This window comes from Xanthomonas maliensis, from assembly GCF_009192945.1.
Taxonomy (GTDB): domain Bacteria; phylum Pseudomonadota; class Gammaproteobacteria; order Xanthomonadales; family Xanthomonadaceae; genus Xanthomonas; species Xanthomonas maliensis.
Genome location: NZ_NSET01000049.1, coordinates 1 through 14,128, shown reverse-complemented (window position 1 = coordinate 14,128; position 14,128 = coordinate 1). Strand labels below are relative to the sequence as shown.

At 68.5% G+C, this 14,128-nt stretch carries 11 protein-coding genes and 1 other RNA gene; 8 read left to right on the top strand and 4 right to left on the bottom strand.

Annotation, left to right across the window (positions count from 1 at the left end):
* Positions 1 to 31 precede the first annotated feature (31 nt).
* From CKY51_RS15250 to CKY51_RS15225, 6 genes are all read left to right on the top strand, one after another.
* Positions 32 to 124, top strand: coding sequence for a potassium-transporting ATPase subunit F (locus tag CKY51_RS15250; protein ID WP_031338601.1), 93 nt, complete (start codon positions 32 to 34; stop codon positions 122 to 124).
* 15 nt (positions 125 to 139) lie between these two features.
* Positions 140 to 1,921, top strand: coding sequence for a potassium-transporting ATPase subunit KdpA (gene kdpA / locus CKY51_RS15245; protein WP_022971010.1), 1,782 nt, complete (start codon positions 140 to 142; stop codon positions 1,919 to 1,921).
* A 12-nt stretch (positions 1,922 to 1,933) separates the two neighbouring features.
* Positions 1,934 to 3,982, top strand: a complete 2,049-nt coding sequence (gene kdpB, locus CKY51_RS15240; RefSeq protein WP_022971011.1) for a potassium-transporting ATPase subunit KdpB — start codon at positions 1,934 to 1,936, stop codon at positions 3,980 to 3,982.
* 30 nt (positions 3,983 to 4,012) lie between these two features.
* Positions 4,013 to 4,612 carry a potassium-transporting ATPase subunit KdpC gene (gene kdpC / locus CKY51_RS15235; RefSeq protein ID WP_022971012.1) on the top strand — a complete coding sequence of 200 codons (600 nt, stop codon included), beginning with the start codon at positions 4,013 to 4,015 and terminating at the stop codon, positions 4,610 to 4,612.
* Between the two features lie 138 nt (positions 4,613 to 4,750).
* On the top strand, positions 4,751 to 7,411 hold the full coding sequence (locus CKY51_RS15230) for a sensor histidine kinase (protein WP_022971013.1): 2,661 nt from the start codon (positions 4,751 to 4,753) through the stop codon (positions 7,409 to 7,411).
* Positions 7,401 to 8,117 carry a response regulator gene (locus CKY51_RS15225; protein ID WP_031338604.1) on the top strand — a complete coding sequence of 239 codons (717 nt, stop codon included), beginning with the start codon at positions 7,401 to 7,403 and terminating at the stop codon, positions 8,115 to 8,117. Before CKY51_RS15230 ends, CKY51_RS15225 begins: the two co-directional genes overlap by 11 nt.
* A 110-nt stretch (positions 8,118 to 8,227) precedes the next feature.
* Here CKY51_RS15225 and CKY51_RS15220 read toward each other — a convergent pair whose 3' ends face one another.
* The 4 genes from CKY51_RS15220 to CKY51_RS15205 are packed head-to-tail and all read right to left on the bottom strand — an operon-like array spanning position 8,228 to position 12,275.
* The gene (locus CKY51_RS15220) at positions 8,228 to 9,619 is read right to left on the bottom strand and encodes an FAD-binding oxidoreductase (RefSeq protein WP_022971015.1); all 1,392 of its coding nucleotides are present in this window, start codon (positions 9,617 to 9,619) and stop codon (positions 8,228 to 8,230) included.
* Positions 9,616 to 10,155 carry a metal-dependent hydrolase gene (locus CKY51_RS15215; RefSeq protein WP_022971016.1) on the bottom strand — a complete coding sequence of 180 codons (540 nt, stop codon included), beginning with the start codon at positions 10,153 to 10,155 and terminating at the stop codon, positions 9,616 to 9,618. Before CKY51_RS15215 ends, CKY51_RS15220 begins: the two co-directional genes overlap by 4 nt.
* Positions 10,156 to 10,171: 16 nt before the next feature.
* Positions 10,172 to 10,540 (bottom strand): YraN family protein, encoded by a 369-nt coding sequence (locus CKY51_RS15210; RefSeq protein WP_022971017.1) that lies wholly within the window; start codon positions 10,538 to 10,540, stop codon positions 10,172 to 10,174.
* 4 nt (positions 10,541 to 10,544) lie between these two features.
* Positions 10,545 to 12,275, bottom strand: a complete 1,731-nt coding sequence (locus CKY51_RS15205) for a penicillin-binding protein activator (RefSeq protein WP_022971018.1) — start codon at positions 12,273 to 12,275, stop codon at positions 10,545 to 10,547.
* Between the two features lie 82 nt (positions 12,276 to 12,357).
* Between CKY51_RS15205 and rsmI the strand changes: the two genes are divergently transcribed.
* Together rsmI and rnpB are read left to right on the top strand one after the other, a co-directional pair.
* Positions 12,358 to 13,188, top strand: coding sequence for a 16S rRNA (cytidine(1402)-2'-O)-methyltransferase (gene rsmI / locus CKY51_RS15200; RefSeq protein ID WP_022971019.1), 831 nt, complete (start codon positions 12,358 to 12,360; stop codon positions 13,186 to 13,188).
* A 270-nt stretch (positions 13,189 to 13,458) separates the two neighbouring features.
* Positions 13,459 to 13,808: RNase P RNA component class A (rnpB, locus tag CKY51_RS15190), an RNA gene on the top strand.
* The last annotated feature ends 320 nt before the right edge of the window (positions 13,809 to 14,128 follow it).

Here is a 14,128-nt window from a genome sequence, read left to right as displayed (position 1 = left end):
CGCTGCGCGCCCCCTGCGGAGAGTAGCCGCCATGTCTTCCTGGTTGTCCTGGTTGTGCGGCGTGGCCGTGCTCGTGGCCGCTGCGTACCTGCTGTACGTGGTGCTGCGGCCCGAAGACTTCTGATGCGAGTGCGCTCCAATGATTGAAACCTTTCTTGTCTACACGCTGGCGATCGTGCTGGCGTGGCCCCTGGGCCGCTATCTGGCCGCGGTGATGCGCGGTGCGCCGATGCGCTGCGATGCCGTGTTCGGCTGGATCGAACGGCCGTTGTACGCGCTGCTGGGGACGCGTCCCCAGCAAGGCATGTCCTGGCGCGGGTATGCGGCGGCCTTCCTGGTCAGCAACCTGGTGGTCGGCGTGCTGACCTGGCTGGTGTTCATGACCCAGGCCTGGTTGCCGTTCAATCCCGATGCCATTCCCAACCTGCGTTGGGATACCGCGCTGCATACGATGGTGTCTTTCGTGACCAACACCAATCAGCAGCACTACTCCGGTCAGGCGCAGCTGTCCTATCTGTCGCAGATGACCGGCATCGTCGGTCTGCAGGTGGTCACGCCAATGATGGGACTGGCGTTGGCGGTGGCGACCTTGCGCGCGCTGTTCGGTGGACGCAGCGCCTTGTCGGCGAGTGCCCGGCCAGCGCTGGCCGGTTCTGACGAGGTGGAACCGGCGGCGACGCAGCAGCCACGGCCTCAGTCCGGTGCCGCACTGGACGCCCTGCCCGAGGCGGACGTGGGCAATTACTGGGCCGACGTGATTCGTGCCAGCGTGCGGGTGTTGCTGCCCTTGTGCCTGTTGTGGACGGTGCTGCTGGCCTGGCAGGGCGTGCCTTCCACCATGCAAGGCGCAACCAGCGCCACGCCGGTGGATGCCAGCGCCGGCATGGCGCATCAGACCATTCCGGTTGGGCCGGTGGCGGCGATGGTTGCGGTCAAGCAGCTGGGAACCAACGGCGGCGGCTGGTATGGCCCCAATAGCGCGGTGGCGCTGGAAAATCCCACCCCGCTGAGCAATCTGCTGGAAACCCTGGCGATCGTGCTGCTGCCGATCAGCGTGGTGTTCATGGTCGGCTATCTGACCGGACGCAAACGGCTGACCGCGCTGGTGTTCGGCACCATGCTGGCGATGTCGGCGGCGTCCACCGCGGTCATGCTGTGGGCCGAGGGGCATTCGGCCAGTGCGGCTTCGCCGGCACTGATGGAAGGCAAGGAAGTGCGGATCGGCGCCGATGCCTCGGCCTTGTGGGCCGCGCTGACCACGCAGACCTCCAACGGCTCGGTCAACGCGATGCACGATTCGCTCAGTCCGCTGAGTGGCCTGGTGGCCATGGTGGACATGCTGATCAACGCCATCTGGGGCGGCGTCGGCTGCGGCTTGCAGCAGTTCGTGGTCTACCTGCTGCTGAGCGTGTTCCTGGCCGGCCTGATGACCGGACGCACGCCAGAGCTGTTCGGGCGCAAGATCGAAGCGCGCGAAGTGCAATTGCTGGCGCTGCTGATCTTGCTGCAGCCGCTGGTCGTGTTGGGCTTCACGGCTGCTGCGCTGGCGCTGCCGCAGTTCACCGCCAATTCCAATCCGGGCTTCCACGGCATCAGCCAGGTGTTCTACGAGTACACCTCGGCGTTCGCCAACAACGGTTCGGGATTCGAGGGGCTGGGCGATGCCACGTATTGGTGGAACCTCAGTTGCTCGGTGGTGTTGGCGCTAGGCCGTTATCCGGCGCTGATCCTGCCGCTGATGGTCGCCGCGCGGATGGCCGTCAAGCGCCGCGCGCCCGAGTCTGCCGGCAGCCTGCAGATCGAAACCCCGACTTTTTCGCTGACCGTGATCGCCATCGTGCTCGTGCTGACCGTGCTGCAGTTCATGCCGGCACTGGTGCTGGGCCCGATTGCCGAACACCTCGCCCTGGCGGCGTCCTGAGAGTTCTGAACGATGTCTACGATTCCTGTGACTGAAAAACGCGAGCGCGCCGACGCTGCGCTGTTCGACGGCGCGATCCTCGCCGCGGCAATGCGCGCGGCCTTCGTCAAGTTGGCGCCGCGGCATCTGCTGCGCAGCCCGGTGATGGCGGTGGTGATGGGCGGTACCTTGCTGGCGGCGGTGATCAGCGCCAGCGGCGAGTCCAATGCCGGCTTCGGCTGGGCGGTGACCGCGATCCTGTTAGTCACCGTGCTGTTCGGCAACTTCGCCGAAGCGGTGGCCGAGGCCCGCGGCCGTGGCCAGGCGGCGTCGTTGCGGCGGGCGCGCAAGGACCTGGTGGCGCGGCGGGTGGAAACCGCGCTCGGCGGCCGCGAGACGCGGATTCCGGCGGCCGAATTGAAGCCGGGCGACTACGTGATGGTGTCCGAAGGCGAGTTCATTCCTGCCGACGGTGAAATCGTGCGTGGTCTGGCCACCATCAACGAGGCAGCGGTGACCGGCGAATCGGCGCCGGTGCTGCGCGAGGCCGGCACCGACCGCAGCGGCGTGATCGGCGGCACCCGCGTGCTGTCCGACGAGATCGTGTTCAAGGTCACCGCCGAACCCGGCCACAGCTTCCTCGATCGCATGATCGCGCTGGTGGAAGGCGCCAACCGGCAGAAGACCCCCAACGAAATCGCCCTGACCCTGTTGCTGGCGGCAATGACGCTGACCTTCCTGATCGTGGTGGCCTCGCTGCCGGCGATCGCCGGATTCGTCGGTGTCACGCTGGACCCGCTGCTGCTGATCGCGTTGCTGGTCTGCCTGATCCCGACCACCATCGGCGGCCTGTTGCCGGCGATCGGTATCGCCGGCATGAACCGGGCGTTGTCGGCCAACGTGCTGGCCAAGTCCGGCAAGGCGGTGGAAGTGGCCGGCGACGTGGACGTGCTGTTGCTCGACAAGACCGGCACCATCACGTATGGCGATCGCCAGGCCACCGCCTTCCATCCGCTGGCCGGCGTCGACCGCGCCCAGTTGCGCGATGCGGCGATGCTGGCCTCGCTGGCCGATCCGACGCCGGAAGGCAAATCCATCGTCAAGCTGGCACGCCAGCAGGGTGCGGTGGTGGTGGAGCCGGACGGCGCCCACTTCGTGGCCTTCACCGCGCAGACCCGCATGTCCGGCGTGGACATGGGCGGGCGCAGCATCCGCAAGGGGGCCGGCGATGCCATTGTCGCCCACGTGCAGGCGCAGGGCGCCACGGTGTCGCCGGAATTGCAGGGGCGCATCGAGGAAGTCGCACGCGGTGGCGCCACCCCGCTGGTGGTGGCCGAAGGCCGGCATGTGCTCGGCGTGGTCGAGCTCAGCGACGTGGTCAAGCAGGGCATCAAGGAAAAGTTCGCCCAGCTGCGTGCGATGGGCATCAAGACGGTGATGATCACCGGCGATAACCCGCTCACGGCGGCTGCCATCGCGGCGGAAGCCGGCGTGGACGACTACATCGCCCAGGCAAGGCCAGAGGACAAGCTGGCGCGGATCCGCGCCGAGCAGGCCGGTGGCCGCCTGGTGGCGATGGTCGGCGACGGCACCAACGATGCGCCGGCGTTGGCGCAGGCCGATGTCGGCCTGGCGATGAATTCCGGGACCCAGGCCGCCAAGGAAGCGGGCAACATGGTCGACCTGGACTCGGATCCGGCCAAGCTGCTGTCGGTGGTGGAAGTCGGCAAGCAGCAGCTGATCACCCGCGGCGCGCTGACGACTTTCTCGCTGGCCAACGACGTATCCAAGTATTTCGCGATCCTGCCGGCGTTGTTTGCCGCGGCCATCCCCTCGATGGCGGCGCTCAACATCATGCAGCTGTCCAGCCCGCGGCATGCGGTGCTGGCCGCGCTGATCTTCAATGCGCTGATCATCCCGGCACTGATTCCGTTGGCACTGCGCGGCGTGCGCTTTCGTCCATCGAGTGCGACCTCGCTGCTACGGCGGAACATGTTGATCTATGGCGTGGGCGGCGTGCTGCTGCCGTTCGTCGCGATCAAGCTGATCGACCTGGCGTTGGTCGCCGTGTTGGGGGCCTGACTCATGACTACTTCTAGCGATTCTTCTTCCATGTCTTCCGTGCTTCCTCTGCGTGATGGCGGTGTCCTGCGGGCATCCTTGGGCCTGGCCGTGTTTACGCTGCTTGGGGTAGGGCTGATCTACAGCCTGCTGGCCACCGGCTTGGCCGGCGCCTTGTACCCCAGCCAGGCGACCGGCTCGCTGCTGCGCGTGCAGCAGCGGGTGGTCGGCTCGGCGCTGGTGGCGCAGCCATTCGCCGCAGCGCGCTACTTCCAGCCGCGCCCGTCGGCGGCCAAGTACGATCCGACCGCAGCGTCTGGCAGCAACCAGGCGCGTTCCAATCCTGAGCTGATCGCACGCATCGACGCTGCCCGCAAGGACGTGGCGGCACGCGATGGCATCGATCCGGCGGCGGTGCCCACGGAACTGCTGACCCAATCCGGTAGCGGGCTGGATCCGCACCTGAGTCCGGCCGGCGTACAAGTGCAGATCCGCCGGGTGGCTGCGGCGCGCGGTTGGCCCGAGCAGCGGGTCGCCGCGCTGGTGCAGGCGGCGACCGAAGCCCCGCAATACGGCTTGCTGGGGCAGCCGCGGATCAATGTGCTGGCGCTGAACCTGGCGCTGGATGCGGATGAGGCCGGGAAACGCTAACGCCAAACCCGTCACCGACCGCATTGCGCGGTAGGCTCTTGCTGGTCCCGGGTCCCGGGTCCCGGGTCCCGGGTCCCGGGTCCCGAGCACCCGGGACCGCCGCCTCGCCGTCCCCTCATCTCCACCGCCAACGCCTCGATGCCTGACGCCCGCACCCAACAAGCCGATGCCCTGATCGGCGAACTCCAGCGCGAACACGGCGGGCGGCTGACGGTATTTCTGGGTGCGGCGCCTGGTGTGGGCAAGACTTACGCCATGCTGTCGCGCGCGCGCGAGCGCTTGCGCCAGGGCGTGGATGTGGTGGCTGGCATCGTCGAAACGCACGGACGCAGCGAAACCGCCGCGCTGCTCGACGGGCTGCCGCTGCTGCCGCGCAAGCGCGTCAACTACCAGGGACGCGCGCTGGAAGAGCTGGACCTGGATGCGGTGCTGGCGCGCAAACCGCAGTTGAGCCTGATCGACGAGCTGGCCCATCGCAACGTGCCCGGCAGCCGGCACGAGCGGCGCTGGCAGGATATCGTCGAGTTGCTCGATGCCGGCATCGACGTCTACACCACGGTCAACATTCAGCACCTGGAGAGCCTCAACGACATCGTGCTGCGCATTACCGGTGTGCGCGTGTCCGAGACGGTGCCGGATGCGGTGTTCGACCGCCTGCGCGACATCGTGCTGGTGGACCTGCCGCCGCGCGAACTGATCGAGCGCCTGCAGCAGGGCAAGGTGTATCTGCCCGAGCAGGCCAGCCAGGCGTTGCAGGCGTTCTTCTCGCCGTCGAACCTGACCGCGCTGCGCGAGTTGGCGATGCAGACCGCCGCCGATCGCGTCGACAGCGACTTGCGCGACACCCAGACCGCGCGCGGATTGCCCGGTACCACGGCACTGCGGCGGCGGGTGGTGGTGGCCATCGATGGACGCGGCAGCTCCGACTATCTGGTGCGGGTGGCGCGGCGGCTGTCCGAGCGCCGCGATGCGCCCTGGACGGTGGTCACCGTGCAGACCCAGACCGTGGCCGATGCTGCCTGGCAACTAGAAATCGATCGCGCCTTTGCCTTGGCACGTCGGCTCGGCGGAGAGACTGCCTTGTTGCATGGAACCAATGTCGCCCAGGCATTGCTGGACTTCGCCTCGCAGAACGGTGTTTCCACCCTGTTGCTCGGCCGCACCCGCGAGCGGCCGCTGGCGCGCATGTTCAATCGCACCCTGACCCAGCAACTGTTGCAGCGGGGTGCCCATTACGAACTGGTCATCGTCAGTTCTGCCGATGCGCGCGCCCGCGCACGCCAGCGCTGGCGCAATCCAGGCAAGTGGCTGCAGCGCTATGACCTGGTCTATGCGGCGGTCTCCGCGGCCGGTGCGGTGGGCGTGGCTTGGCTGCTGCAGCGCTGGACCGACATCGAAGACCTGTCGATGGTGTTCATCGTGGCGGTCGTGCTGGTGGCCTCGCGCACCCGCATGGCGGCGGCGTTCATCGCCGCGCTGCTGAGTTTTTTGGCCTACAACTTCTTCTTCATCGAGCCGCGTTTCACCCTGTACATCAGTGCACGCCAGGGCTTGGTGACCGTGTGTCTGTTCCTGCTCGCCGCCTTGGTAGCCGGGCGACTGGCCTCGCGGCTACGCAGCCAGGTGCTGGCGCTGCGTGCGGCCAATGGGCATGCCAATGCGTTGCAGGCCTTGGGGCGTCAGCTCAGCACGGCGGCGGACCTGGGCCAGGTGCTGGAAGCCGGCCGGCGCGCGCTGGCCACCGCGCTGGATGCCGAAGTCTGGCTGCGACTGGAGCAGCGCGAGAGTGAGGCGCCGGCTAGCTTCGGGGCGCTGGATCGCAATGCCGCCGACTGGACCCAGCGGCACGGCCAGCCAGCCGGTCGCTTCACCGACACCCTGGCCGGCGCGCACTGGTGGTGCCTGCCAGTGCGGCACGAACGCGGCACCCTGGGGGTGGCGGCATTGCGCTTCCGGCAGTCGGCGCAGCGGCCCGGGCTGGAGCAGCGGCGTCTGGCCGAAGCGATGGTCGAGGACATCGGCCAGGCCGCGCTGCGGACGCGATTGGTGGCGGACCTGGAAGGCGCGCGCGTCAGCGGCGAGACCGAGCGGCTACGCTCGGCGCTGCTGTCCTCGGTGTCGCACGACCTGCGCTCGCCACTGGCCTCGATGATCGGCTCGGCCAGCAGCCTGGCCAGCTATGGCGATGCGATGGACGCGCAGGATCGGCGCAGCCTGCTCGATACCATCCAACTGGAAGGCGAGCGCTTGGATCGCTACATCCAGAACCTGCTCGACATGACCCGGCTGGGCCACACCGGGCTGACCTTGAACCGCGATTGGATCGGCGTGGACGAGTTGCTCGGCTCGGCGATCCGTCGACTGCAGCGCTACCAGCCGCAGGTGCGCGTGCAGCTGGAGCTGGCGCCCGAGCTGCCGGCGATCTGGGTGCATCCGGCGCTGGTCGAGCAGGCGATCTTCAATGTGCTGGAGAACGCGGCCAAGTTCTCTCCGCCGGAGGAGGCGGTGACCGTGCAGGCAATGATGCAGGGCGGGGCGCTGCAGATCGAGATCGGCGACCGTGGTCCTGGCATTCCCGAAGACGAACGTGCGCGCATCTTCGACATGTTCTATAGCGTGGAGCGCGGCGATCGCGGCCGTCACGGCACCGGACTGGGCCTGACCATCTGCCAGGGCATGATCGGGGCGCATGGCGGCAGCGTGGAGGCCTTGGCGGGGCCGCATGGTCAAGGCACCACGATCCGCATTACGCTGCCGTTGCTCGTTCCCGCCGCGCCGCCCCGACCCCATGCCGATTGACGCCACTGCCATCCCGCCCCCACGCGTGCTGATCGTCGACGATGAGCCGCAGATTCGCCGCTTCCTCGATATCAGCCTGCGTGCGCAGGGATACCGCGTGCTCCAGGCCGGGACGGCCGAGGAGGCGCTGGCGCTGTTGGCCGCACAGGGCGCCGAATTGGTGGTGCTCGATATCGGCCTGCCCGATCGCGATGGCCACGAGGTGTTGGCCGAGATCCGGCAATGGTCCACCGTGCCGGTGATCATGCTCACCGTGCGCGCCGGTGAGACCGAGAAGGTCGCTGCGCTCGACGCCGGTGCCAACGACTACGTCACCAAGCCATTCGGTGTGCAGGAACTGATGGCGCGCATCCGCGCGCTGCTGCGCCAGGCCGGTGCCGGCACCAGCGTCGAGGAAAGCGTGTTCGACGACGGCCACCTGCACATCCACCTGGGCCTGCGCGAAGTCACCCTGGATGGCGAACCGGTGCCGTTGAGCCGCAAGGAATACGCCTTGCTCGCGCTATTGCTCAAGCATGCCGGCCGAGTGGTGACGCAGCCGCAATTGCTGCGCGAAGTCTGGGGTCCGACCCATGAAGAGGACACGCATTACTTGCGCATCCTGGTGGGCAAGCTACGGCAGAAGCTGCGCGACGATGCCGCCGATCCGCACTACATCGTCACCGAGCCGGGCGTGGGATTGCGCTTTATCGGCGTAGCACGCTGACGCGCGCACTCGCGCGCTATCCAGAGGTGGGCGATGCCCCTTGCGTCTCTGTCATCGCCGTGGATGTGTCAGCGACCCCATTCCGCGCGCAGGACGATCAGCCGGCAAACTCAGCCCTCGGCAGGCGGCAAGACCTTGCCCGGATTGAGAATGCCATCTGGATCCAGTGCGGCCTTGAGCGCGCGCATCGCGGCCAGCGTCGACGCACTGAAGGCCTGTGCCATGAAATCGCGCTTGGCCACGCCGATCCCGTGTTCGCCCGACAAGGTGCCTTCCAGCGCCAGCACCAGTGCGAACAGCCGCGGCAGCGCCGCCTGCGCGCGCGCGGTTTCGTCGGCATCGGCGGGGTCGTACATGATGTTGACGTGCAGGTTGCCATTGCCGGCATGACCGAAGCTGACGATCGGCAGCGCGTATTCGGCCGCCAACGCCTCGACGCCTGCGACCAGGTCGGGGATGCGCGACACCGGCACCACCACGTCTTCGTTGATCTTGCCGGGCTTGATCGTGCGCAAGGCCGGCGATAGCGCACGGCGTGCCGCCCACAGTTTGTCGCGCGCGCTGCCGTCGGCGGCGATGTCCAGGCTCAGCACGCCCTCGCCATCGGCGGCGGCATGCAGGGCCTGCAATGCGTAGGGCAGCGTGTCGTCATCGCCATCGGCTTCGATCAGCAGCATCGCGCCGGCCTCCGGCACGTCACTGCCGTTGTGGCGCAGCAGCGCGATGGCGCGCGCATCGAGGAATTCCAGCATCGTCGGCGTGGTCGGTTGCGCCATGATCCGCGACACCGCCGCCGCAGCGCTGGCGGCGTCGCGATACAGCGCCCGTAGTCCGGCCTGCGCGATCGCGCGCGGGCTCAGCTTCAAGGTCGCCTCCACGATGATCGCCAGCGTGCCCTCGCTGCCGACCAGTAGATGGGTGAGGTCGTAGCCGGTGGAGTTCTTGGTGTAGGCGCCGCCGCAGTGAATGACATCGCCGCTGCCGGTCACCGCGACCAGGCCAAGCACGTTGTCGCGGGTGGCACCGTATTTGACCGCGCGTGGACCGCCGGCGTTGGTCGCCAGGTTGCCGCCCACGCTGCACTGCGTCGCGCTGGACGGGTCCGGTGGCCAGAACAGTCCATGCGGTTGCAAGGCCTGCTGCAGATCGTCGTTGAGCACGCCCGGTTGCACCACTGCGCAGCGATCCTGCGGGCGTAGCGCCACGATGCGATTCATGCGCGCCAGCGACAGCACCACGCCGCCGTCGAACGGGACTGCCGCACCGGTGGTGCCGGTGCCGGCGCCACGTGCCACGATCGGCACCCCGTGCGCGCGGCAAGCCCGCACGATCGCCACCACGTCCTCGGTCGTACCCGGCAAGGCGACGGCAGCCGGCAAGGCCCAGCGGCGCGAATCGTCTTCGCCATGACGGCGTCGCGCCGTCTCGCCGGTCAACCAGCCATCGCTGCCGAGTCGCGCCGCCAGCAGCTCGCTCAGCGCGGTGGGAAGAACGTCGCTCATGACACATGCTCCTGTGGTGGGGGGCGCTGCAGGCATTTCCATCCCAGCACGGCGGTGGCGAGCGGCAGCCAGACCCAGCGCAGTTCGGAGAGCAGTGTCTCCAGGCCGCGCGCATTGAAGAAACCGGAGGCCAGTGGCGAGACCCGGATCGGCCGCCAGGGCGCGAACCAGCGCGTCTGGTCCCACGGCCAGCCCAGCGCCACGCCCAGGCCGCCGGAGGTCATCGCATCCAGCAGCGGATGCGAGGCGCTGCAGACCAGCAGCCACAGTGCCGCCTGCAGCGCATCGGCACGCAGCAGGCGATGCGCCAGCGCACCGAGCAGGCCCAGCACACCGGCAAACAGCAGCGAATGACTGGCGCCGCGATGTCCGAAGGCGTCGGCATAAGGAATGTGCAGCGCGAATGCCAGCACATCGGCATCGGGCAGCATCGCCGCCACGATGCCGGCAGCCAGCAGGCGCGATGAGAGGCGACCGCGTTCGCTGGCGCACCAAAGCGCCAGCGGCACGGCGGCGTGGGTCATGATGGTCGGCATCGACGTCCGCGCGTCCTCAGCAATCGTCGGCGCGGAACGCGTCGCGGATCCAGTGCAGTTGCGGTGGATCGCCGCTGGCCTGGACGACATCGAAGCGGCAGGGCAGCGCGGCCAGTGCCGGGTGGGAGGCCAGGAACAATTGCGCAGCCAGCACCAGCTTGCGCCGTTTGTGCACATCCACCGAGGCGGCACCGCCGCCGAAGCGCGTGTCGCGCCGGTAGCGCACTTCCACGAACACCAGCGCCGCACCGTCGCGCATCACCAGATCCAGTTCGCCACCCCGGTAGCTGGCGTTGCCTGCCACCCACCGCAGGCCGGCCTGCTCCAGCAACGCGCGCGCGGCCGCTTCCACCGCTGCGCCGCGTTGCTGACGCACTGCCGGCATGGCGTCAGCGGCCGTCGGCGATCGGCACCGCGTGGCCACCGCTGAAGGTGGACCAGGCCGGCGTGCGCAGGACGTTGCCGAAGCCGTCCAGATGCAGCACACCGGTGGCGCCGCGCAGGCCGCCATCGCTGCCGGTGGCCAGTTTTTCCAGGTAGGCGCTGATCTTCCAGGCGTCATAGCCGAACGCGAACAGGCGCGTGCCCAGGCCACGCGCGCTGGGCAGATTGGTGGCGACCTGGCTGGCGGCCGGCAGGCCGGACACACCGAGCGCGCTCCAGGTTTCGCTGGGGAAGACGATGCCGTCCAGGGCGATATCCTCTTCGGGTTTGCCGGTTCCGGCGGTCAGTTGTGGCGTGGCCACCCGCGTCTTGCCTGCAAAGCCGGTCAAGGCCAGCTGCGGAGCCAGTGCGCGTGCGGTGCCGCCGCGCACGGCCAGGAACACCGCATCGGCGTTGCCGAAGGTGCGCAGCTGCGCGCTGATGTCGCCCGGCATATCGGCCACGCTGATGTTGCCGATCACCTGGCCGCCGCGCTCCTTGAAGCGGTCGCCGAAGGCCTTGAGCGTGCGCTTGCCGTTGTCGTCGCTGGTGCCGATCACCAGCACGTTGCGACGCTCGCGCGACAACAGGTATTCGGCGGCCATGATGCCGTCGTCCTCCGGCGCCAGCGAGAAGCCGGCGCTGCCGGCGGGCGGGGCTTTGTTGTCGCTCGGGCGATTCAACGCCAGCACCGGCACGCCGAGCTGGCCGCGCGCAAACAGGGCGCTGACTTCGTCGCGGCCGAGCGGGCCGACCACATAGTCCACCCCGGCAGCTACCGCCTTGTCGTACGCGGCGTTGGCGCCGGCGGGGGTGCCGGTGGTATCGAAGAACTGCAACTGCGGACGCCGGCGGGTCTCGGCGTAGTAGCCGGCCAGCAAGCCGTCGCGAACCGGCGCGGCGGCGGTGGCCAGGCCGCCGCTGAGCGGCAGCAGCACGCCGAGCTTGACCGGCGGGCGATAGCCATCGCGCTCGGCCGGCGGCCGTTTGCTGGTATCTAAGCCCCATTGTGCATCGCGCTCGAAGGCGCGTGGCAGTGGCAACCCGCGGCTGATCAAGGCGCGGCCAGCGAAGTTGTACAGCGGATCGCCGGCGGGCAGGGCGGCGGTGCGCTTGCTCAGGGTGGCGTCGTCCAGTGCCGCCAGCAGGCGCACGATCACCCGCTGGTTGGCACTGCGCGGCGCACCGTCCAGGCCGGTATCGGCGTGTGCACGTGCGGCGGCCGCGGCGAACAGATCGCCGTGCGCTTCCAGCGCGGTGCCGCGCGCGATCAGCCAGCGCGTCTGCAAGGCCGGCGGCAGGCCGGCGGGATCCTCGCCCAGTGCCTGCAGCGCTTTGGCCGGCTGTTTGTCGATGATGGCCAGCTCGCCCTCCAGCAGGCCCAGACGGGCCCGCTCATCGGCCGCCAGCTGGCGCGGGACCACTTGCGTCAGCAGGTTGCGCGCACGCGCATCGTCGCCGGCATCGTGCCAGCCGAACGCGGCCGCCGCGAGCAGGCGACTGCGCTGGGCACCGCTGGCGCTGGCCGCCTCGGCTTCCAGCTGCTGCGCAGCCTCGCGTGGCTTGCCCTGATCCAGCAGCGCCAGCGCCGCGCTCGGCGTCGGCGAGGCGGTCTGGGTGACGCTGCTGGTGGCACAGCCGGCCACCAGCATGACCAGCAGGGAGAGGGCGAAGATCCTGGCAACACGCTTGTTCATTTCAGATCCATTGGACAGGGGCCGCGGGGGCGGACCGGTGAAACCCGCTACGATTCTACCCTTTGCCCCTGGAACACCGCTGATGACGTCTGCTGGAACCCTGCACGTGGTCGCCACGCCGATCGGCAACCTGGCCGACCTATCGACCCGTGCGTTGGAGGTGCTGCGTGGCGTGGCCGCTATTTGCGCCGAGGACACCCGCCACACGCGCCAGCTGCTGAGCCACTTCGGTGTCGAACGACCACTGCTGGCCCTGCACGACCATAACGAGGAGGCGATGGCCGAGCGCATCGTCGCGCGGCTACGCGAGGGCGAGTCGCTGGCCCTGGTCAGCGATGCCGGCACCCCGCTGGTCAGCGATCCGGGCTTTCGGCTGGTGCGCGCGGCGCGTGCCGCCGGCATCCGTGTCAGTCCGGTGCCAGGCCCCTGTGCGGCGATCGCCGCCCTCAGCGTGGCCGGCCTGCCCAGCGACCGCTTCGGCTTCGAAGGGTTCCTGCCGGCCAAGGCCGCCGCCCGGCGCGAACGGCTGGCGCATCTGGCCGGGGAAACCCGCACCCTGGTGTTCTACGAATCGGCGCACCGCATCGTCGAATCGCTGGCCGACCTGCGCGCGGCGTTTGGCGACGATCGCCCGGCGGTGATTGCCCGCGAGTTGACCAAGCTGTTCGAGACCGTGCTCGACGGCAGCCTGGCCGACTTGCTGGCGCAGGTCGAGGCCGACCCCAACCAGCGCAAGGGCGAGTTCGTGGTGATGGTGCAGGGCGTTGCCGACGCCAGTGATGGCCAGTTGGCCGAAGGTCGCCGCGTCTACGCCAAGCTGGTCGAGCACCTGCCGCCGTCCACGGCGGCCAAGCTGGCCGCCGAGCTCACCGGTGCGCCGCGCAAGGCGTTGTACGGCAATCGCCAGGACTAGAGCGTGTTATGTGCTTTGGGTAAGTGCGAAGCGTCCTGTGGCGCGTCGAGACAAGGCGCACAACGCGGTCTCGGCGCGCCGCAGGGCGCTTCCCGGAGGGTTGGCCGTCAGCGGCACGGAGCGCGCCGCGCGGCTTGCCTTGTCGCCACCCAGGCCGGCGCCACCCAGCACCCGCTCCGCACCGCTGACGGCCCACGCATCTCGTCTCAACGTGCATCACACGCTCTGGCTGCGCCGGTGCTCGGCCAGACATGCGACAATAGGCATGGCGGAGTCGGCCAGGCAGTCGCGTCACTCGCAAGAGTGCCGAGGAAAGTCCGGGCTCCATAGGGCAAGGTGCCAGGTAACGCCTGGGCGGCGCGAGCCGACGGAAAGTGCAACAGAAAGATACCGCCTACGTTCCTTTCGAGGGGCCGGTAAGGGTGAAATGGTGCGGTAAGAGCGCACCGCGAGTCCGGTAACGGACCGGCACGGCAAACCCCACCTGGAGCAAGACCAAATAGGGATCCATTGGCGTGGCCCGCGCTGGATCCGGGTAGGTTGCTCGAGCGCCGCGGTGACGCGGCGCCTAGACGAATGACTGTCCACGACAGAACCCGGCTTATCGGCCGGCTCCGCCGCCTTCTGTCGGGCTGCGCCCGCCTGAAGGCGCCCACGTTTTGTACCGCCTGCGGCAGTACAAAACGCGGGTCCCGCTTCGGGCCTGCCAAAACCCCGCGGCTGTCGCCGCGCCCCCTTGACTCAAGGGGGCGCGGCGACAGCCGCGGGGTTTTGGTAGGCCCGAAGCGGGGCCAGCGTGTTGTACTGCCGAAGGGGGTACAAAAAGTGGGGGCCGTCAGGAGGGGGCAGGCCCACAGCTGTGTCGTATAAAAATCTCCCAGGCGTCCGGACGGAGTCGTAGATCGTAGTCCGGCATCTCTTTGGATAAAAAAGAAGCATA

Excerpts from the sequence above, each read along its gene's own strand:
- CKY51_RS15250 (WP_031338601.1), top strand. The coding sequence starts at position 32 with ATGTCTTCCTGGTTGTCCTGGTTGTGCGGCGTGGCCGTGCTCGTGGCC.
- kdpA (WP_022971010.1), top strand. The coding sequence starts at position 140 with ATGATTGAAACCTTTCTTGTCTACACGCTGGCGATCGTGCTGGCGTGG.
- kdpB (WP_022971011.1), top strand. The coding sequence starts at position 1,934 with ATGTCTACGATTCCTGTGACTGAAAAACGCGAGCGCGCCGACGCTGCG.
- kdpC (WP_022971012.1), top strand. The coding sequence starts at position 4,013 with ATGTCTTCCGTGCTTCCTCTGCGTGATGGCGGTGTCCTGCGGGCATCC.
- CKY51_RS15230 (WP_022971013.1), top strand. The coding sequence starts at position 4,751 with ATGCCTGACGCCCGCACCCAACAAGCCGATGCCCTGATCGGCGAACTC.
- CKY51_RS15225 (WP_031338604.1), top strand. The coding sequence starts at position 7,401 with ATGCCGATTGACGCCACTGCCATCCCGCCCCCACGCGTGCTGATCGTC.
- CKY51_RS15220 (WP_022971015.1), bottom strand. The coding sequence starts at position 9,619 with ATGAGCGACGTTCTTCCCACCGCGCTGAGCGAGCTGCTGGCGGCGCGA.
- CKY51_RS15215 (WP_022971016.1), bottom strand. The coding sequence starts at position 10,155 with ATGCCGACCATCATGACCCACGCCGCCGTGCCGCTGGCGCTTTGGTGC.
- CKY51_RS15210 (WP_022971017.1), bottom strand. The coding sequence starts at position 10,540 with ATGCCGGCAGTGCGTCAGCAACGCGGCGCAGCGGTGGAAGCGGCCGCG.
- CKY51_RS15205 (WP_022971018.1), bottom strand. The coding sequence starts at position 12,275 with ATGAACAAGCGTGTTGCCAGGATCTTCGCCCTCTCCCTGCTGGTCATG.
- rsmI (WP_022971019.1), top strand. The coding sequence starts at position 12,358 with ATGACGTCTGCTGGAACCCTGCACGTGGTCGCCACGCCGATCGGCAAC.